Raw genomic sequence first — 18,038 nt, forward strand, 5'->3', positions numbered from 1 at the left:
CCCCCCGCCTCTGTGCCGCTACAGATGTCAGCCCGAATCACGGATGTCAGCCCACACCGCCGATTCGGGCTGACAAGTGTGCGGATCCACTGACATGTGTGCCGGGCTCAGGCGGTGCGGCGGGCTCAGGCGGTGCAGCAGACCCAGGCGGTGCGGCAGGCTCAGGCGGTGCAGCGCCGCGCCGTGAACGCGCCGAGGTCAGATCGTGTCGTCGGCGGCGACGATGTCGAGGCTCCAGCTGCGGGTGGCGGGGTCATCGGGATCGTGCGCGTCCTGAGCGTCCCTGATGACCTCGTGGATCCGCCGCTCGATCTCCTTGAACTCCGCCTCCGTCAGCCGAAGATTGGCCTGCGAGAAGGTGCCGTGCACCACGGGGTCGCGACCGGACACGTACTCCGGCGCCCACGCCATCACACGCCGCATCATCGCGACGTGGTCGTCGGCGAGCGCGTTCATCAGCACACCACCCAGTTCCTCATCGGCGATCGGATGCTCCGGCGAGCCGACGTTCCACGATTCCGGGGTGGCCTTCCAGACGCGATCGCGCTTGTCGCGGGCGTGCTCCGGCGCCTCTTCTATGAGTCCGGCCTCTGCGAGCACGCGCAGGTGGAAGCTGACGCTGTTTGCGGGGACTCCGAGATCGGCGGCGACGTCGGCGGCACGGGCATGGCCACGGCCCGCGACCGACTTCGCGATCCTCCGACGCAGCGGATGCGCGTAGGCCTTGAGCATCGCCGTCGTCGCGTGCTTGCCGTCCGGATGCTCGACCCGCGATTGCGCCCGGTCATCCGCCGGCGTGTTCTCGTCCGCCATCCTCCGATTCTATCCACAACGAATATTGCGCAATTATAGTTGCGCAATTTCTGTTGCGGAACTATTCTCAGTGGCATGACGACCGCACTCTCCCATCGCCTTTCGCGCAACATCCGCTACATCACGTGGCTGATCAGCGACACCGCGAAGGGTCTCGCATCTGCGCTGTTCGGCTTCGCGATCCCGCTGATCGCGCTGTTCGTCACGAACGATCCGGCGCAGGCCGGGATCATCAGCGCGGTCGGCATGACCATCCGCACGGTCACGACCGTGTTCGGCGGCGTGCTCGCCGACCGGCACGACCGCATCGTCATGATGATCGTCGGATCGGCCGCCGGCATCGTGCTCGCCGGGGCGTTCACCGCGCTGGCGCTCGCCGATGCGCTCACCTTCGTGACGCTGCTGGTGATCGACGTAGCACTCGCGGCGCGTGCGGGCTTCTTCGACATCGCCGGCGAGAGCGCGTTGAAGGAGATCGTCCCTGACGACGCGATGGGCAGGGCGCAGGCGGCGAACCAGGGACGAGACGCCGTGCTGCAACTCGCGGGCGGGCCGCTCGGCGGCGTGCTGCTCGCAGCAGGCGCATGGCTGATCGGCGCGGTGATGGCGGTGTGCCACGTCATCGCGGTGGCAACGGCATGGATGCTGCGCCGCTCGGCCCCCTCCACCAGGCCGGCACCCGACCCGGCCGTACCCGAGGTCGGCCTCGCGGCCGCCGCCGTCGCGGTCGGCCGTCCGAACGCCCTACGCGAGATCGCGGAGGGCTTCCGGTGGCTGATGTCGCGCCCCGACCTGCGCGGCGTGCTGTTCGTGGCGACCATCGTCAACCTCGGATTCAGCACGGCCATGACCACCGTCATCTACGCGCTGCAGCAGGCCGGGCATTCCACCATCACGATCGGCCTGCTCGCGACCGGCGCAGGGATCGCGATGCTCGTCGGCGCTCTCGTCGCCCCGCTGCTGGTCTCACGAGTGCGCGCGAGCGTCGTCATCATCGGCGGACTCGGCGTCGCCACACTGGGCGTCTTCGGGATGATCCCGGCCCACGAGCCGCTGGCCCTGGTCGTCGTGCTCGCCGTGACGGTGTTCTTCGTCCCCGCGGTGAACGCCGCACTGATGGGCTACTTCATGGTCGCGACACCGACCGAGCTGCTCGGGCGGGCGAACAGCGCCTCAGCCGTGCTCGGCATGGGGGCGATGCCCTTCGCGCCGCTGATCGCCGGATTCGGGCTCGCCGTGATGGGCCGCGAGAACACGCTGATCACGGCATCCGTCCTGTGCGCGATCTCCGTGCTGCTCGCCGTCGCGGACCGCGGGCTGCGCGCACTCCCCGTCGAAGCAGGATGGTCGGCGCACGCCCGTCGGTTCGAGTGAGTCAGACCGCAGTCGAGGTCACAGCGCCCCGACGAGCCCGGCGACTCCGGCGATCACCGAGACCACTGCGATCACCAGCGCGAGCGCGATCAGCACGGCGTGCACCTTGAGGAACGTCGTCGCCCTGCCCTCGGCATCCCGAGCTCGCGGATCGTTCGCGACCCGTTTGTAGAAACGGGGCCACACGATCACGTTGAAGGCCGCGTTGATGAACAGGAGCACGGAGAGAGCGATCACCTCTCCACGCTATTGCCTCCGCCGCGGTCCGCGACGACATGTATCAAAGACCCCTTGCCCTGCTCCTGGTACATGTGAGCACAATGATCTCCATGACTGACGCCTCTCCCGTGGGCGCCGTCAGCGACGGTTCGACGCGCTGGGAACGCGCCGCCGATCTGTTCGCCGATTGGCGATCCGGAAACCGACACGCCATGGACGATCTGGTGCGACTCATGACCCCCGTCCTGTGGCACGTCGTGCGCGCCTACGGGCTGGAGCGCTCGCTCGCGGAGGACGTCGTGCAGTCCACCTGGCTCGCACTCGTGCGCGGACACGACAAGATCATCGACGAACGCGCGATCTCCGGCTGGCTCACCGTCACCGCCCGCCGTGAGGCGTGGCGCGTCGGCAAGAGCCACCGGCGAGCGGATGCCACGGCAGACGAGCTCCTCGAACCGATGCTGCCGCCACAGGAATCGACCGAGGCCGAGGTGACGGCATCCGACGAGTCCCGACGCATGTGGAGCGCCGTCGGCACCCTCACGACCCGTTGCCAACGACTGCTTCGCATCATCGCCTTCGACGATCGACCCGACTACGCGGGCATCGCCGCCGAACTCGACATGCCGATCGGCAGCATCGGGCCGACGCGCAAGCGGTGCCTGGCGAAGCTGCGCACCGAACTCGTGCGCAGCGGCTTCTCCTCCGTGGAAGGAGCACCCGATGATGGATACGGATGACGCGCTGTTCGCGCGTCTGCGCATCGCGCAGGAACAGATAGATCCGGTGCCCGCCGACCTGGCTGACCGCGTGATCGCCGCGATCGCGATCGCAGACGTCTCCCGCGAGTACGCGCTTCTGACGCTGATCGAGAACGCCGAGGTCGCGGTACGCGGGGACAGCGAGACGACCACCCTGCAGTTCAGCGACGGCACCGCGAGCATCCTGCTGCACATCAGCCACACCGCGAGCGGTCGACGACGCGTGGACTGCTGGGTGGATGCCGGTGCCGCCGAGGTGCGACTCACCCAGGGCGGGCGATCCTGGACAACAGTGCCCGACGGACAGGGACGGTGCGCGTTCGACGAGATCCCGCCGGGGCTCAGCCGGGTGCTGCTCGTCACGAACGCAGACGCGAAGGATCTGCTCACCCCTCAGTTCGAGGTGTGAGTCGCCGGCGGTGACGCCACCAGAGAGGGACGGCAATGGAGCATCCGAATGGCTGGAGCTGGCAGGACCGCGCCGAGGGCTCGATCCCTCGTGGGTCGGCGCTCGATCCGAGCGTGGACCCGGTCGCCGGCATCCGCGCGTTCCCCACCGCATACCTCCCGGATCGGTTGCTGATATCCGAACGTGCGGACGATGAGAACGGCGCGTACGACCGCGACCTCAAGATACTGATGGAGGCAGCGAGCGCCTTCGGGTGGCGGCTGCAAGTGGAGTCGGACGACGTGGTGCGCGCGGGGAGACGGGCGGACACTCTCCCCGGCGTTCCCGGCCTCCGTCGCGCACTGCTCACCACGCCGGATGCGCCTGGCGAGGGCGAATCGCCGGTCGCGCCGGATGCGTGGCGCGTGCTGCAGCGCGCACGCAGGATCGCGGGCGGGCCGATGCCGCGCGCAGGGCTCGAGCATGTGCTGGCGATCGACCCTGTCGGGCTGAATCCGTTCACGCGCACGAACCCGTTCACGCGCACGAACCCCTTCACCCGCTCGAATCCGGTGCGCGGTGCCGGGGCGGTGGGCAGCGACGACTACATGGAGCCGGGGCGGGGTGGCCGCCAGCCGATCGCCTGGATCGGCGCGGCGCCGGTGCGCGGGGCCGATCCTCGGAAGGGAAGGCGCGCGGTCGTCGCCGTACTCGACACCGGATGCGGCGTGCACGAGTGGCTGCCCAATTCGATCGTGACCCGCGATGCCGAGATCGACGGAGTGCCTATCGGCCTCACCGGCGATGACGACCCGGAACGCTACCCCGATCTGTACGGGCAGCTCGACGGCGAGATCGACGCGGTGGCCGGGCACGGCACATTCATCGCGGGGCTGGTGAGACAGACCGCTCCGGATGCGGACATCCTCTCGATCCGGGTCGCCGGTTCGCTCGGAGTGGTGGATGAGACGACGTTCCTGCGAGCCCTCGCCGCCGTGGTCGAACTGCAGCGGCGGTTCATCTCCGGCGAGGAGGGCGGTCGCCCGGTCGACGTGCTGAATCTGTCACTCGGGTACTACCACGAGACCCCGGTCGACGGGCAGTTCTCGCTGGTGCTCTACGAGCTGCTGCGCACTGCGCGCGAGCTCGGCACGGTGGTGGTGTGCTCGGCCGGCAACGACGCCATCGACCGTCCTTCGTTCCCCGCGTCGCTGTGGGCGTGGCCTGCTGCGGACAACGGTCTACCTGCGGACAAGGCAGTACCGCTCGTGTCGGTCGGGGCGCTGAACCCCTCGCGGCGCTCGGTGGCGCTGTTCTCGAACGTCGGACCGTGGGTGCGCACGTTCGCTCCTGGTGCGGCGGTGGTCTCGACGAGTCCGGGGTACATCGGCGGGACGCAGGCGGTCACCAGGGCGGACATCGGCGACATGCCGCGCCAGACGATCGACCCGGACGACTACCGCGGCGGCTTCGTCGCCTGGAGCGGGACGTCGTTCGCGGCGCCGTATGTGGCGGGGAAGATCGCGGCCGGACTCGGCGAGGTGCCGCGCGACAGTTGCGCACCGACCGCCACGGCGAAGAAGACCCTGGATGCCGTGCTGAAGGAGCTGCCTCCCCTCACGCCGTACGGGTGAAGACGCTCAGGCCTGACCTCTGCACGGGGCCGAGCCTTCCGCGCACGCGCCGGACACGGCATCCTGAGAGCATGGGGACTTCTGCGCGTGAGCTGTACGAGCGAGGGCGCGACGCCTCCAACACGCAACGCTACGCAGCGGCGCGCCGACTCCTCGAGCGTGCGGCCGAGCGGGCGACGGATGCCGGCGTGGATCTGCAGTCGCGCATCGCGGGCACCATGGCCTATGTGCTCGCGCAGACCGGCGAACCGGCGCGCGCGGAGGCGCTGTGCCGCGAAGCACTCGACCGCGAGGGTGCGAGCGCCGAGACCCAGGCGATCATCGCAGGACAGCTCGGCGTCCTGTTCACGCGCTCCGGACGCCTGGATGACGCCGAGAAGATGCTCACACGCGCGATCGATGGGCTGGATTCGATCGCGCGCGCCAACTGCCTGCTGAATCGCTCCCTCGTGCACATGCACCGGCGGGCGTTCAGCGCCTGCAGCGCCGACCTCGAGCAGGCGATCGTCCTGTACGAGGCCGAAGGCGACGTGGGCGCAGCCGCTGAGGCACGCCACAACCTCGGTTACACCGCCCTGCTGCGCGGCGACCTCATCGAGGCGCTCGAGCTCATGGCGCAGTCGCGCCCGGTGATCGCTGCGTCATCACGCGAAGGAGCGGCGATGAGCGACCTCGATCGCGCCGAGGTGCTGCGCGACGCCGGGCTGGTGGATGAAGCCGAGTATCTGCTCGCGAGCGTCGCGGCCACTTTCGGCGCGTCTCGGATGCGCCAGGCGCAGGCCGAGTCGGAGTATCACCTCTCCCGCTCGCTGCTGCGCCACGACCCTCAACGAGCACAGCGGGTCGCCAAGGCGGCGGCCCGACGCTTCCGCACGCTCGGCGCCGACAGCTGGGCTGCACGCAGTGACGCCATCCGCCTCGACGCACAGCTCGCCACTGCGCTCGCCCGCGACAGCGCCCGCACCACCGCTGCGCCCTCCGCCGCCGAGTTCCAGCAGACGGCCGAGGCGCTCAAGGCGTGCGGATTCCCCGCAGAGGCGACGGCGGTGCGACTCAGCGCGATCCTCGCCGCAGGCGAACGCGGCGTGGATGAGCGCATGCCCCGTGTTGCGCGTGATTCTCCGACGCCGCTTCGACTACGCGCCGCCGAGGTGCGCACCGCACGCGCGCGCGCGAAAGGGCGATCCGCCGAAGCCCGCCGCCACGCCGCCCACGGACTCGACCTCCTTTCCGACTGGCAGCGGTCGTTCGGCGCACTCGACCTGCAGGCGTCCCTCGCGATGCACGGCACCGGGCTGATCTTCCGCGGGCTCTCCGCCGCCGCCGACAGCCGCGATCCGAGCATCTTGTTCGACTGGTCCGAGCGCGCCCGCCACCTCAGCCAGCAGGTCGCTCCCGTCCGTCCGCCGAGGGACGCGCAGCTCGCAGATGACCTGGCGGAGTTGCGGATGCTGCGCACCGATCTCTCCGGGAGCGAATGGACGACCGACACGAAGGTGCGCACGCTCCGAGATCGCGTACGCGATCGTCAATGGACCGCTACCGGCGCCGGGGACACCCGCCCGCGCATCACACTCGACGAACTGCGCACGGCACTCGACGAGCAGACCGCCGTGCTCTCCTACGTCTTCAGCAGCGACGCGCTGCTGTGCGTGGTAACCACAGCTGATGACAGTCGCATCGTCGATCTCGATCGCGCCGCCGTGCAACGCGCCTCAGACGGCCTGCGCGCCGACCTGGATGTGTCTGCATCGATTCCCAGTGGGCCGATGGCTGCGGTGGTCGCGCGCGCACTCGACGATCGGCTGCTGCGTCTCGACGATGCCCTGCTCGCGCCTGTGCGGCCAGCGATCGGCACCCGCCGACTCGTATTGACGGTGCCGGGGTTCCTCAGCGGCGTTCCTTGGGGGATGCTGCCGACCATGCTCTCGCGCCCATTCACTCTCGCCACCTCGGCGTCGAGATGGGTTCAGGAGCGGCCGGCGGCGCGTCCACTGCGGTCGATCGGGTTCGCCAGTGGTCCCCGTGTGCCGCGAGCAGTCGAAGAGGTGCAGGCTGCGGCATCCGTATGGCGCGACCCGATCGTGCTGTCGGGCGACGATGCGCGTGTGGATGCCGTCACCGAACTCGCCGGCCGGGTCGACCTGCTGCACATCGCAGCGCACGGACATCACGCCGTCGACAACCCGCTGTTCGCCGGATTCGAGCTCGCTGACGGCACGCTCTTCGGTTACGACGTCGATCTCATCCCGCACGTGCCGGACACCGTCGTGCTCTCGGCCTGCGAGCTGGGGCACTCGTCAGTGCGCTGGGGAGAGGAAGCGCTCGGGATGACGCGGGTGTGGCTGCACGCCGGCACTCGGAGCGTGATCGCGGCCCCGGCAGTCGTCTCCGACGATGTCGCGAGCGCGCTCCTCGCCGCAGTTCATGAGGGCCTCAGCCGAGGGGCGAGCCCTGCCGTCGCGCTGGCCGCGGCATCCTCCGCGACCGGTCACCGTACGCCGTTCCAGTGCCACGGCATCGGATTCTGAAAGAATTTCCGATCCGATGTATCAGAAAGGGAGATGCTCACTCCTGATCTGAGGAAGGTGTCAGGCGAAGGGCTCCGGGGAGGGTCACGGAGCGCGAGGGAGGCGCCAGTCGACTGGGGATACGTGCTGGGGACGTATACGACAGACACCGACTACTCGGAGGGTGTGCGCGGTTCACTCGCGCGCACCCTCCTCTCTCGGTCTCGGATTCAGGCCAGCATCCCCCGCCAGACGACGTCCATCGCCGCGCTCACCCTGGCGCTGGTCGCCTCCTCCTCGAGCCGGTCTCCTCGAACGACCAGCTGGTAGTAGACGACGCCGGCGATCGCGTCGAAGCACGCCTCGACGTCGAGATCGTCGCGCAGGATGCCGCGCCTGATGCCCGCAGCGAGGGCGGCTTCGACCGGTGCGCGACGGCGCGCGACGTGCGACTTCCAGTACGCCTTCTGCAGTGCGCGGTCGGCCATCACGAGACGGATGCGGTGCCGGAAGCGCGCCTCGGAGTACCCGGCGGTCGTCGCCGCCCCGGCGGCGCCGAACATCGACGAGAACAGCGCGGTGCGCAGATCGCCTTCCGCATCCACCGCGGGCGGGATCGAACGGCCGACATCCAGTGCGGCGGCGATCAGAGTCGTCAACGACGGCCACCGCCGGTACAGCGCCGCCCTGCTCACTCCGCTGCGCTCGACGATCCTCGCGACGGTCACCTCCTCCTCGGCATCGATCAGACTCAGCGTCGCGGCGATGATCTGGCCGTCGATCTCCTCATCACGAGGGCGGCCGGGGCCGCGGCGAACCGCGGCCCCGGCATCCGCCACGGCGCCCGTCATGCGGCGAGCGCCCGCTCGCGAAGTCGGGCGATCGTGTCGTCGCTGAGGCCGGCGGCACGCAGGGGAGCGAGCGCGTCACCGTGCCGCTCACGCAGGGTCGTGAGCAGTGAGCGCATCGACACCTCCATCGATCCCTCGAGCAGTCTCGACGACGCCTCACGCGCATCCGGTTCGAACCCGAGTGCCCGCCACATCGCGCCCATGACCGGAGCGGTGCGCTGCATGATGGCGACCATGTTCTCACCGGTGCGGGTGTAGTCGGCGACGATGTCGTCGTCGTTCGCCCCCAGCACCAGCAGGAGCATGGCGGCGAGCACGCCGGTGCGATCGCGGCCCGCTGCGCAGTGGAACGCCGTCGCCCCTGGCGTGTACGCGATGACGTTGAGGGCCGTGACCAGCTGCGGGGCCGCGGTCTCGACCATCCGGACGTACATCTTCGCCATGCCCTCGTGGCTGAGATCCGGAGCATCCGCTGTCATGGAATCCGCGACGTTCGCGATGAGCGGGAGGTGGTGATACCCCAGCGCGCGCTCCCCGAACGGGCCGCGGCCGGTCGCGGCGACCTCGGCCGGCGAGCGCAGGTCGATGATCGCGGTGAGGCCTGCGTCGACCAGCTCGTCGACCACTTCCGCGGTGACGTAGGCGAGGTCGTCCGTGCGGATCGCCAGCCCGTGGCGCAGCACTCCTCCGTCGATGGGGATGCCGCCGAGGTCGCGCAGGTTGACGGGCGCGCTGAGGGCGATGTCGATCGTGGGGGTGTCCATGGACGCCGTGGTCATGTGATTCTCCTTCTGATCAGGGCGCTGCCCTGGTCGATTGCCGTGACGAGCACGATGATGCAGATGATGATGGCGCTGAGGTGTCCGTAGTCGTACATCCGCATCGCCGTGGTGAGTTCGAGGCCGATGCCGCCCGCGCCGACGAGGCCGAGGATGGTCGCGCCGCGCACGTTGCCCTCGAACAGCAGCAGCGTGTACGACACGAGCAGGGGTGCGGCCTGCGGCAGAACCCCGTACTGGATGACCTGACGCTTGGATGCCCCGACCGCCTGCATCGCGGTGATCGGGCCGCGATCGACCGACTCCATCGCCTCGGCGAAGATCTTGCCGATCGAGCCGAGCGAGCCCAGCGTCATCGCGAGGATGCCGGCGAACGGGCCGAGCCCGACGGCCGAGACGAACATCAGGGCGAAGACGAGGTCTGGCACGGAGCGGATGATGTTCATCACCCAGCGCGACGGGTAGTACAGCCACCGCGGAGCGATGTTGGATGCTGCACCGAAGGCCACGATCAAGGAGAGCACCGCGCCGAGCACCGTGGCGATGATCGCCATCTGCAGGGTCTCCAGCAGCAGGGTGAGGATGATTCCGATCTTGGAGAAGTCCGGTGGGAACAGCCGGGAGAGGAACTCGCCCATGTTGATCGCGCCCTCGCCCAGCTTGAGGAAGTCGAATCCGACTCCTCCCGCAGACCAGAACAGCACGATGATCGCCACGGGGATGCCGATCAGGAATCGCGTGCGCGGAATCGAGAAGGCGCGCTCGAGCCGCGCCCGATCCGCCGTCGACAGGGTCGGCTGATCGCGCTTCGGACGCGATTCAGGTGCGGTCGAACCAGGTGTGCGCGATTCAGGCGTGGTGATCGACATCGTCATCCTCCTCGTCGTACAGGACTGCGAGCTTCGAGGCGTCCAGGTCGGCCGTGCGCGCGGACACGAGCATCTCGCCGTGGCGCAGACCGACGATCCGGTCGCTGTGCGCGAGCGCGAGGGGCAGCACATGCAGGCTGACGAGCACCGGGATGCCGTCCTCCGTCGCGATCCGTCGCAGCAGCCCGAGCACGGAGTCGGCGAGCTTCGGGTCCAGTGACGCCACCGGCTCATCGGCGAGGATCACGCGCGGCTGCTGCATGAGCGCCCGTGCGATCGCGACCCGCTGCTGCTGCCCGCCGCTGAGGGAGCGGGCTGGGTCCTTGGCCTTGTGGGCGATACCCACACGGTCCAGCAGTGCGAGCGCGCGCTGGCGGTGCGCCGACGAGAATCCGCCGACGAGGTTGATCGGCCCCGCACCGTGCAGCGCTCCCGTGAGCACGTTCGTGAGCACGCTGAGCCGCGGGATCAACTGGAACTGCTGGAACACCTGCCCGACGTCCGAGCGGAGCGTTCGCAGCTCGCCTCTGGCGAGGTTGGTGACGTCATGCCCGGCGATGCGCACAGACCCGCCCGAGACGGGCGCGAACCCGGTCAGGCTCTTCATGAGCGTGGACTTCCCCGAGCCGGACGCCCCGAGCAGAGCGACCATCTCGCCGGGGAACAGGTCGAGGTCGACTCCGTCGAGCACGGGCTTCGTCTCGGGCTTGTCGTCGTACGCGACGCGGAGTCCGCGCACCGTGACGAGCGGAAGCGCCTGGCGCAGCTCTGCCGTCGTCGTGCGATCGGTCGCGGTGACGGATGCCGCAGCATCCGTCACCCGTGTCACGGCGCTGCTCATTCCAGGTCCTTGAGCTCGACACCGGCGACCCCTGCGATCTCCGCGAAGGAGGCGAAGACGCTGGGGTCCGGTGCGATCTCGACCTCGAGGCCGATGAACGAGCTGTAGGCGGCGAGCGCCTCCTCGTTCTCCTCGGAGAACACCTTGGGCAGTGCCTCCTCCAGGAGCGTGCGGGTCTCGTCGTCGAGCGACTGGCGCGCGAGCACGGTGCCCATGACGTCCATCGACGGGCTCTCCCCGACGGCTCGCCACTCACCGTCGGCGAACGGGAACATCGGCTCGCCCATCTCGGTCAGTACGAAGGCGGTGCACGCAGCATCCACCTGATCCTGCTGCAGCGCCGCGAAACTGCCCTCGTGCCCGCCCGCGAAGATGCCCTCGTAGTCCTTGCCCTGTTCGAGGCCGGCCTCGTGCAGCATGTACACCGGCATGAAGTAGCCCGAGCTGGATGCCTGATCGGCGAACGCGACCGTCTTGCCCTCGAGATCAGCGACCGTCTTGATCGGGGAGTCGGCCTTGACCACGCAGGTGGAGACGGGCTCGTCGGATCCCTTCCACGCCAGGAGCGCGTCGACCTCACCGGTGTTGACGGCGAGGGCCGACGGGAAGCCGCTCATGATGCCGATGTCGACGTGGTCGCTGCGGATGGCCTCGACGACGCTGAGGTAGTCGGGCACGTCAGTGATCTCGACGGTGCGCCCCGTCTCCTTCTCGAGGAGTTCGACGAGAGCCTCGATCGGGTTGACCTGGGTGGGATCGTCCGATGCGGGCAGCGTGGCGATCGTGATGGGGGCGTCGGACGCGGGTTCCGCCGCGTCGGCGTCTGCCGCCGGGGTCTGGCAGCCGGTGAGGGCGAGAGCAGCGATGCCGAGCAAGCCCACCGCGGGGAGGGTGTAGCGACGCATGGATGTGACCTTTCCAAGGATGACGGGATTTCGAGAACACCTGTATTCGAACTCTCGAAGGTGTCCAGGAATTACGAGACCGTCATACCTGTAATGGAATGGCAGATGAACAGCGCGTGACCCGCGGGCCCTGGCAGATCAGCGGACGTGGAGCCCGGTCAACCCTCCGACACCCGGGCGAGCCGCTCGAATCGGCCAGGCCGGGTGAGCGCGTGCGCGAAATCCGCGAGGTCGGCGAACTCGCGCGACAACTCGGCCAGGTCCCATACGAGCTCGCGAAGTCCGCTCTCGAGCCATCGCTCCTCCGGAGAGCAACCGGTGCGTACGGCCACCTCCCTGCCCGCTGCGATGTCGGCATCCGTCGGTTCGCTCCATGTGAGCTGCCGGTGCTGCCAGGCGATTCGGCGTCGCCGCCATTCGTCGATCGATGGCACCTTGTGCATCCAGAAACGTCCCGTTCTCGAAGACATGCAGAACTGCAGCGACACCAATCCGCGCCACGCCCGCCGGCTGATCACGCGTGCAAGAGCGGATTTCTGATCTTTCAGACCGTCGTTCCATGCGCTCTCGATGCCGACGACCGCCTTCGTGACCTGATCGGCATACACGTGCTCCCGATCATCCGTCCCGAGATCTTCGAGGCATTCGCGGTTGCAGTTGAGGTGGTCGTCGCGACCCGTGCGCCAGTGATGCCGTGCCGGTGTCGCGCGCTGCGCCCACTCGTGCCACTGTCCGGCGTGATACCTCTCGACATCGAAGGTGCGCACCATCTCTTGCATCTGGTCCCCGACCGCGTTCGCCAGCGCCGTGATGGCCGGCGTCGCGCGGTGAAGCTGCTCGAGGGCGTGCTCGTCCCGACCGCGGCGGAACGCCCGACGCGCATGCGCCGCCTCGCTGACGAGCATCTTGACCGCGATCAGCGTGATCGGCAGGGCAGCTGCAGCGATTGTGGCGACGGCGACCATCGCGGCCGTCGACCAGTTCGCTGCCACCAGAAAGGACCCCACTGCCTCGGCACCCGATCGGATGGCGGAGGGGAACGCGGTCAGCACAGCGGCCAGGAGCACCGCGATGCCGAACGCGGTCAGGAAGAAGCCGGGCAGCGCCGCCAGAAACGCCCCCGTCCACCGCAGCATCAGCCAGAGGCTGCGCAGAGCCCAGCGCACGATCCTGAGCACGGCAGTCTCATCGGCGCTTCCCGGAAGGCGCGTCGGCTGCTCGATGGAGCCATATGAGGTTCGGACGACTCGGGTCGCGAGCCACAGCAGGGCCCATTCGACTCGAGCGCTGCTCGCCTCCAGTCGCCTGACGTCCTCGAGCGTCCCTCCCGTCGCGAGTTTCCTGGCGCACCAGCGCGTCGCTCGCGCGAGTGCGCGGAAGACGAAATGGAGGGCGAATGCGATCACCAGGAACACGAGCGCGTAGCCCAGGAGTGCTGCGACGAAGACCTCGCCTTCGCCGCCGGACCAGTTCAGGCCCGCTCGTATCCGTTCGAATGGCCCGAGCAGCCAGTCGATCCATTCCATTGTTCCCCCCGGACGACGTGATCTGCCGTCAGCGTTTCACGAGGCGCCGACATCGACTCTTCGGCATCCGCCCTCGCGCGCACTGGCGCGTACGTCAACCGGCGACGATGACCTCGTAGCCGGCATCCGCCAGCGCCGTCAGGTCGGCCGCGGTATCCGTGATGACCGTCGGGAAGAGCTCCGGCCCGCCGACGAACGCGAATGCGACCTGGCCGATCTTGCTCGAATCGGCCACCACGACGGCACGGGCCGCGCGCGACGCCATCATGCGGTTCACGGCGGCCTCGCGCTCGTCGTGAGTGCTCGCTCCGTCGTCGGCGGAGAGCGCGTTCACGCCGATGAAGGCGATGTCGAGTCGGATGCCGCTGAGCAGCTGCTCCACGAATGGACCGACGAGCTCGTAGCTGCGGGAGTGGATCACACCGCCGGTGACGACCACCTTGATGTCGGGCCGCGTCGCGAGCTGCGCGGCGATGTTCACCGCGTTGGTGACGACGGTGAACTCGCCGAGGTCGTCGCGGGCGGCGAGAGCCGCCGCGATCGCCGTGGTCGTCGTGCCGCCGGAGAGACCGACGACGGCACCGGTCGTGACGAGTGCGGATGCTGTGCGCGCGATCGCGTCCTTCTCCTGCGTGCGCAGGTGACTCTTGTAACGGACGGGCAGTTCGTATGCGACCGACTGCGCCACCGCGCCGCCGTGCGTGCGGGTGAGCAGTCGCTGCTCGGCCAGGCTGTCGAGGTCGCGCCTGGCCGTGGCGGGTGAGGCGTCGAGCCGCTCGACGAGTTCGTCGACGCTGACCTCGCCCTGAGCCGCCAGCAGATCGAGGATCGCGGTCAGCCGCGCTGCGCGCTTCATCACACGCCCCGCTGATTCGCGGCGACGCCCGTCGCGCCCGCTTCCTGCAGCGCGAACAGTCTCAGCATCCGCGCCGCCTCGTCCACGACCGCCGCGCGGCCGGGAGCGACGTACTTGCGAGAGTCGACCAGACGCTCGTCCGCATCGAGCGTCGCACGCACCGCCCGGGTGAAGAAGCCGTTCAGATGCGTGGACACGTTGATCTTGGTCATGCCTGCATGCACGGCATCCATGATGACAGCATCCGCGACGCCGGATGATCCATGCAGCACCAGAGGGACGTCGAGAGCGGCGTGCAGACGCCCGACGAGGTCGATGTCGAGCGATGCGCTGCGATCGGTCATCGCGTGCGACGACCCGACGGCGACGGCCAGCGCATCGACACCCGTCTCGGCGACGAAGTCGCGTGCCTCGCCGGTGTCGGTGCGCACCCCGGGCGCGTGAGCACCGTCCTTGCCGCCGACCTCGCCGAGTTCGCCCTCGACGTAGACACCGGCGGCGTGCGCGTGGTCGGCGACGGCGCGGGTCATGGCGACGTTCTCGTCGTATGGCAGTGCGCCGCCGTCGAACATGACCGATCCGAATCCGAGGGCGATGGCCTCGTCCACGAGTTCCGGATCCTCGGCGTGATCGAGGTGCACGGCGACCGGCGTCTCGGCGCGGCGCGCCACCGCGAGCGTCGCGAGGGCGATCGGCTCGAGCGCGCCGTGATACTTCGCGCAATTCTGCGAGATCTGAAGTATCACGGGCAGGCGCGCCTGGGCGGATGCTGCGACCAGCGCCTCTGCCGTCTCGAGGTGGATCACGTTGAAGGCGCCGATCCCGCGCCCCTGCGCGGCGGCGGCGCGGACGAGTTCGGCGGCGGAGACGAGGGTCATGCGTGCTCTTCCTGGTCGTGGGACGCGGCGGGCACGGGTGAGTCGCCATCGAGGATCAGCGCCCGTTCGAGGTCGCGCCAGGTCGAGTGGATCTCGCCGGCGAGCGGCATCAGCACCGCCGCGGCCGACCACGCCGTCGCGCGGCGGAGGATCTGCGCGGGGTCGGTGGCGCCGTCGGCGATCAGTGTCGCGGCGGCAGCGACGGCGGCGTCGCCCGCCCCGGTCGGATTGCCGGCGAGCGGCTCGGGCAGCCGGGCCCGCAGCATCCGATCGGCCGTGACCGCGTACATGCCCTCGGCGCCGAGCGACAGCAGCACGAGCCCTGCACCGCGGGCGATGAGGGAGCGAGCCCCATCGATCGGGTCGGCGATGCCGGTGGCTTCGGCGAGCTCCGCCCTGTTCGGCTTGAGCACGGCGACCCCGGCATCCGCCGCCCTGAGCAGCGCAGGACCGGAGGTGTCGACGATCACCGGACGATCCCCGCCTGCCGCGATGAGGTCGGGGAGGAGCGTCGACGGCGCCCCTGGTGGGAAGCTGCCCGAGATCACGAGCACGGACGCCGCGGCGGCCTGCCCGCGCACGGCCGCGATGAACGCCGACCACTCTTCCGCGCTCGGGTTCACGCCGCGCTCGTTGACGATCGTGGTGTCGCCGAGCGCACGATCGACCCATGCCACGCTGCGGCGGGTGGCGGCGGAGACAGGAACGAGCACGTGCGGCACGCCGCTCGCGGTCAGCTCTGCGCGCAGTTCGGCACCGGTCGCTCCACCGCACGTCGCCACCGCGCGAACGTCATGGCCCTGCGAATAGGCGACGCGCGCCACGTTGAGACCCTTGCCGCCGGCGCGCACCGCACCGGCGTCCGCGCGGTGGGCGCCGCCGATCTCGATGCGATCGATCTCCCACGTCAGATCCAGCGCCGGGTTCGCGGTGACCGTGACGATCATGCCGACTCCCTCGCGCGCAGCGCGGCCCCGAGCAGGCCGGCGTCGTCCCCGAGCTCGGCGGGAAGCAACCGGGGCACGCGGTGGAAGCTGAGCCTGGACGCCAGGCGTGTGCGCAGTTCGTCGAACATGGCCCCGCCGGCACGGGAGAGTCCGCCGCCGATCACGATCGCCTGCGGCGCGAACATCGCCGTCTGCTGCGCGAGCGACATCGTGAGCGCCTCGAGCGCCTCGTCCCAGACGCGCGCCGCGACCTGATCGCCGGCGGCCGCGCGTGCGATCACGTCTCTGGCTCCGTCAGGGGCCGTACCGGTCTCGGCGGCGTAGCGACGGGCGATCGCTCCGGCCGAGGCGATCGCTTCGAGGCAGCCGCGCGCCCCGCACGCGCATTGCGGACCGTCGGCGATCGGTGAATGGCCGATCTCGCCGGCATAGCCTCCCGCCGTGTACGGCTCGCCCCCCACGAGGATGGCGCCGGCGATGCCCGTGCCGATGATCAGCACGATGACGTCGTCGTGCGCGCGTGCGCCGCCGAGGCGGTGCTCCGCCCAGCTCGCCGACCGCACATCGTGGTCGAACGCGACGGGGAGTTCCAGCCGCGTCGCCGCGAGCTCGCGCAGCGGTGCGTCGCGCCAGCCCATGTTGCTCGCGAAGACGCCGACTCCGGCATCCGCATCGACGATGCCGGGCACGACGAAGCCGAGTGCGGCGGGTATGACCTGTGGATGCTGCGCCCGCAGCTCGTCCGAGAGACGGGCGAGCTCGTCGATCAGCGCGGTCGCCGGCTCACCGCCCAGCGCGGGGGTCGGAGTACGGCGCAACCCCCGTGCTGCGCCGTCGGCATCGAAGAGCGCCGACTTGATGTCGGTGCCCCCGACGTCGAAGGCGAGCACGGGCGCGCCCTCCCCGATGCCCCGCGGAGTCGACGGCATCAGGCGTCCAGGATGACCGAACGGGTGAGGTTGCGGGGCAGATCGGGGTCGAGCCCCTTGGCCAGAGCGCGGTCCAGAGCCACGCGGTGCAGTCGCACGAGGTCGGCGAGCGGGTCGACGTCGTGCTGCACGAAACGGGCCCCCGTCGCCTCGACCTCACCCGCGAGGCCTTGGGGTGCGGCGCCGAACTGCCACGTGATGCGACCGGGGGCGGCGATCGCGATCGGACCGTGCCGGTAGTCCTTCGACGGGTACGACTCGGTCCACGACTGCGAAGACTCGCGCATCTTCAGCGCCGCCTCATGAGCGAGGCCGATCGTCCAGTTGCGACCCAGGAACGTGTACTGCTCCGCGTCGGAGAGCGCGGCATCGTCGTCCGACGCGAGCACCGCTTCGGCGTCGGCGATCGATCGTGCGACGTCGGCGGTCAGGCCGAGCGAGGAGCGGAACAGCGTGAGAGCCGTGGTCGCGAACCGCGTCTGCACGACCGACTGCTCGTCGGCGAACGGCATCAGCACGGACTCATCGACGAGGTCGACGAGCGGCGAGTCCGGGTCGCCGATCACGCCGATGACCGGGATCCTGCCCTTGAGCTGCTCGGTCACCTCGAGCACCTCGCTGGTGGTCCCGGAGCGGGTCAGCGCCACGACGGCGTCGTAGTCGCGGTCCAGGAACGCCTCGGATGCCGCGTACGCATCCGTCACGCCGAGGCCGGCGGTCTCACGCAGAGCGGCATACGACTGGGCGATGAACCACGACGTGCCGCAGCCGATCACGGCGACGCGGGAGCCCGCCGCCGGCAGCATCCGCTGCTCGTCGCGCATGTCGGCCGCGCGCGCCCACATCTCGGGCTGGGAGACGAGCTCCGCCTGCATGAATGCCCCGGGGACCGAGTCGGTCATCTGAGCCGCCTTTCGTAGAGATGCTGTTTTCTGATTGTTTCTATCCTGATTCAATC

The 18,038-nt window shown here is 69.4% G+C and carries 18 protein-coding genes; 5 read left to right on the plus strand and 13 right to left on the minus strand.

Going from position 1 to position 18,038, the window contains the following annotated elements:
* Window positions 1-198: 198 nt before the first annotated feature.
* On the minus strand, window positions 199-813 hold the full coding sequence (locus tag ACNPNP_RS15990) for a winged helix-turn-helix domain-containing protein (protein WP_448967015.1): 615 nt from the start codon (window positions 811-813) through the stop codon (window positions 199-201).
* A 75-nt stretch (window positions 814-888) separates the two neighbouring features.
* Between ACNPNP_RS15990 and ACNPNP_RS15995 the strand changes: the two genes are divergently transcribed.
* Window positions 889-2,187, plus strand: coding sequence for an MFS transporter (locus tag ACNPNP_RS15995; RefSeq protein WP_448967016.1), 1,299 nt, complete (start codon window positions 889-891; stop codon window positions 2,185-2,187).
* Between the two features lie 18 nt (window positions 2,188-2,205).
* On the opposite strand, the gene ACNPNP_RS16000 is transcribed toward ACNPNP_RS15995, so the two are convergent.
* Window positions 2,206-2,424, minus strand: a complete 219-nt coding sequence (locus ACNPNP_RS16000; protein ID WP_448967017.1) for an SCO4848 family membrane protein — start codon at window positions 2,422-2,424, stop codon at window positions 2,206-2,208.
* A 92-nt stretch (window positions 2,425-2,516) separates the two neighbouring features.
* Here ACNPNP_RS16000 and ACNPNP_RS16005 point away from each other — a divergent pair, with 92 nt between their 5' ends.
* The 4 genes from ACNPNP_RS16005 (at window position 2,517) to ACNPNP_RS16020 (ending at window position 7,720) form a co-directional block, all read left to right on the plus strand.
* Window positions 2,517-3,146: an RNA polymerase sigma factor gene (locus ACNPNP_RS16005; protein ID WP_448967018.1), complete on the plus strand. Its 630-nt coding sequence runs from the start codon at window positions 2,517-2,519 to the stop codon at window positions 3,144-3,146.
* Window positions 3,130-3,576, plus strand: coding sequence for a hypothetical protein (locus ACNPNP_RS16010; RefSeq protein ID WP_448967019.1), 447 nt, complete (start codon window positions 3,130-3,132; stop codon window positions 3,574-3,576). Before ACNPNP_RS16005 ends, ACNPNP_RS16010 begins: the two co-directional genes overlap by 17 nt.
* A 35-nt stretch (window positions 3,577-3,611) precedes the next feature.
* A complete protein-coding gene (locus tag ACNPNP_RS16015; RefSeq protein ID WP_448967020.1) occupies window positions 3,612-5,189 on the plus strand; it encodes a S8 family peptidase in 1,578 nt (525 codons plus the stop codon).
* Between the two features lie 71 nt (window positions 5,190-5,260).
* Window positions 5,261-7,720 (plus strand): CHAT domain-containing protein, encoded by a 2,460-nt coding sequence (locus ACNPNP_RS16020; RefSeq protein ID WP_448967021.1) that lies wholly within the window; start codon window positions 5,261-5,263, stop codon window positions 7,718-7,720.
* Between the two features lie 209 nt (window positions 7,721-7,929).
* Here ACNPNP_RS16020 and ACNPNP_RS16025 read toward each other — a convergent pair whose 3' ends face one another.
* From ACNPNP_RS16025 to ACNPNP_RS16075, 11 genes are all read right to left on the minus strand, one after another.
* The gene (locus ACNPNP_RS16025; protein ID WP_448967022.1) at window positions 7,930-8,550 is read right to left on the minus strand and encodes a TetR/AcrR family transcriptional regulator; all 621 of its coding nucleotides are present in this window, start codon (window positions 8,548-8,550) and stop codon (window positions 7,930-7,932) included.
* Window positions 8,547-9,329, minus strand: a complete 783-nt coding sequence (locus ACNPNP_RS16030) for a tyrosine-protein phosphatase (protein ID WP_448967023.1) — start codon at window positions 9,327-9,329, stop codon at window positions 8,547-8,549. The genes ACNPNP_RS16025 and ACNPNP_RS16030 overlap by 4 nt, the downstream gene beginning before the upstream one ends.
* On the minus strand, window positions 9,326-10,198 hold the full coding sequence (phnE, locus tag ACNPNP_RS16035; RefSeq protein ID WP_448967024.1) for a phosphonate ABC transporter, permease protein PhnE: 873 nt from the start codon (window positions 10,196-10,198) through the stop codon (window positions 9,326-9,328). The genes ACNPNP_RS16030 and phnE overlap by 4 nt, the downstream gene beginning before the upstream one ends.
* Window positions 10,179-11,039, minus strand: a complete 861-nt coding sequence (locus ACNPNP_RS16040; protein WP_448967025.1) for a phosphonate ABC transporter ATP-binding protein — start codon at window positions 11,037-11,039, stop codon at window positions 10,179-10,181. Before ACNPNP_RS16040 ends, phnE begins: the two co-directional genes overlap by 20 nt.
* Window positions 11,036-11,944, minus strand: coding sequence for a phosphate/phosphite/phosphonate ABC transporter substrate-binding protein (phnD, locus tag ACNPNP_RS16045; protein WP_448967026.1), 909 nt, complete (start codon window positions 11,942-11,944; stop codon window positions 11,036-11,038). The genes ACNPNP_RS16040 and phnD overlap by 4 nt, the downstream gene beginning before the upstream one ends.
* Before the next feature lie 158 nt (window positions 11,945-12,102).
* On the minus strand, window positions 12,103-13,470 hold the full coding sequence (locus tag ACNPNP_RS16050) for a hypothetical protein (RefSeq protein WP_448967027.1): 1,368 nt from the start codon (window positions 13,468-13,470) through the stop codon (window positions 12,103-12,105).
* 94 nt (window positions 13,471-13,564) lie between these two features.
* Complete coding sequence (locus ACNPNP_RS16055) at window positions 13,565-14,326, minus strand: DeoR/GlpR family DNA-binding transcription regulator (RefSeq protein WP_448967028.1); 762 nt, start codon at window positions 14,324-14,326, stop codon at window positions 13,565-13,567.
* A complete protein-coding gene (locus tag ACNPNP_RS16060) occupies window positions 14,326-15,204 on the minus strand; it encodes a class II fructose-bisphosphate aldolase (protein ID WP_448967029.1) in 879 nt (292 codons plus the stop codon). Before ACNPNP_RS16060 ends, ACNPNP_RS16055 begins: the two co-directional genes overlap by 1 nt.
* Entirely contained in the window at window positions 15,201-16,151 is a 951-nt protein-coding gene (locus ACNPNP_RS16065; RefSeq protein ID WP_448967030.1) for a 1-phosphofructokinase family hexose kinase, read from the minus strand. The genes ACNPNP_RS16060 and ACNPNP_RS16065 overlap by 4 nt, the downstream gene beginning before the upstream one ends.
* The gene (locus ACNPNP_RS16070; RefSeq protein WP_448967031.1) at window positions 16,148-17,080 is read right to left on the minus strand and encodes an ROK family protein; all 933 of its coding nucleotides are present in this window, start codon (window positions 17,078-17,080) and stop codon (window positions 16,148-16,150) included. The genes ACNPNP_RS16065 and ACNPNP_RS16070 overlap by 4 nt, the downstream gene beginning before the upstream one ends.
* On the minus strand, window positions 17,080-17,982 hold the full coding sequence (locus tag ACNPNP_RS16075; protein ID WP_448967032.1) for an SIS domain-containing protein: 903 nt from the start codon (window positions 17,980-17,982) through the stop codon (window positions 17,080-17,082). Before ACNPNP_RS16075 ends, ACNPNP_RS16070 begins: the two co-directional genes overlap by 1 nt.
* Between the last annotated feature and the right edge of the window lie 56 nt (window positions 17,983-18,038).

The organism is Microbacterium xerophyticum (genome assembly GCF_053543555.1).

Excerpts from the sequence above, each read along its gene's own strand:
- ACNPNP_RS15990 (WP_448967015.1), bottom strand. The coding sequence starts at position 813 with ATGGCGGACGAGAACACGCCGGCGGATGACCGGGCGCAATCGCGGGTC.
- ACNPNP_RS15995 (WP_448967016.1), top strand. The coding sequence starts at position 889 with ATGACGACCGCACTCTCCCATCGCCTTTCGCGCAACATCCGCTACATC.
- ACNPNP_RS16005 (WP_448967018.1), top strand. The coding sequence starts at position 2,517 with ATGACTGACGCCTCTCCCGTGGGCGCCGTCAGCGACGGTTCGACGCGC.
- ACNPNP_RS16010 (WP_448967019.1), top strand. The coding sequence starts at position 3,130 with ATGATGGATACGGATGACGCGCTGTTCGCGCGTCTGCGCATCGCGCAG.
- ACNPNP_RS16015 (WP_448967020.1), top strand. The coding sequence starts at position 3,612 with ATGGAGCATCCGAATGGCTGGAGCTGGCAGGACCGCGCCGAGGGCTCG.
- ACNPNP_RS16020 (WP_448967021.1), top strand. The coding sequence starts at position 5,261 with ATGGGGACTTCTGCGCGTGAGCTGTACGAGCGAGGGCGCGACGCCTCC.
- ACNPNP_RS16025 (WP_448967022.1), bottom strand. The coding sequence starts at position 8,550 with ATGACGGGCGCCGTGGCGGATGCCGGGGCCGCGGTTCGCCGCGGCCCC.
- ACNPNP_RS16030 (WP_448967023.1), bottom strand. The coding sequence starts at position 9,329 with ATGACCACGGCGTCCATGGACACCCCCACGATCGACATCGCCCTCAGC.
- phnE (WP_448967024.1), bottom strand. The coding sequence starts at position 10,198 with ATGTCGATCACCACGCCTGAATCGCGCACACCTGGTTCGACCGCACCT.
- ACNPNP_RS16040 (WP_448967025.1), bottom strand. The coding sequence starts at position 11,039 with ATGAGCAGCGCCGTGACACGGGTGACGGATGCTGCGGCATCCGTCACC.
- phnD (WP_448967026.1), bottom strand. The coding sequence starts at position 11,944 with ATGCGTCGCTACACCCTCCCCGCGGTGGGCTTGCTCGGCATCGCTGCT.
- ACNPNP_RS16050 (WP_448967027.1), bottom strand. The coding sequence starts at position 13,470 with ATGGAATGGATCGACTGGCTGCTCGGGCCATTCGAACGGATACGAGCG.
- ACNPNP_RS16055 (WP_448967028.1), bottom strand. The coding sequence starts at position 14,326 with ATGAAGCGCGCAGCGCGGCTGACCGCGATCCTCGATCTGCTGGCGGCT.
- ACNPNP_RS16060 (WP_448967029.1), bottom strand. The coding sequence starts at position 15,204 with ATGACCCTCGTCTCCGCCGCCGAACTCGTCCGCGCCGCCGCCGCGCAG.
- ACNPNP_RS16065 (WP_448967030.1), bottom strand. The coding sequence starts at position 16,151 with ATGATCGTCACGGTCACCGCGAACCCGGCGCTGGATCTGACGTGGGAG.
- ACNPNP_RS16070 (WP_448967031.1), bottom strand. The coding sequence starts at position 17,080 with ATGCCGTCGACTCCGCGGGGCATCGGGGAGGGCGCGCCCGTGCTCGCC.
- ACNPNP_RS16075 (WP_448967032.1), bottom strand. The coding sequence starts at position 17,982 with ATGACCGACTCGGTCCCCGGGGCATTCATGCAGGCGGAGCTCGTCTCC.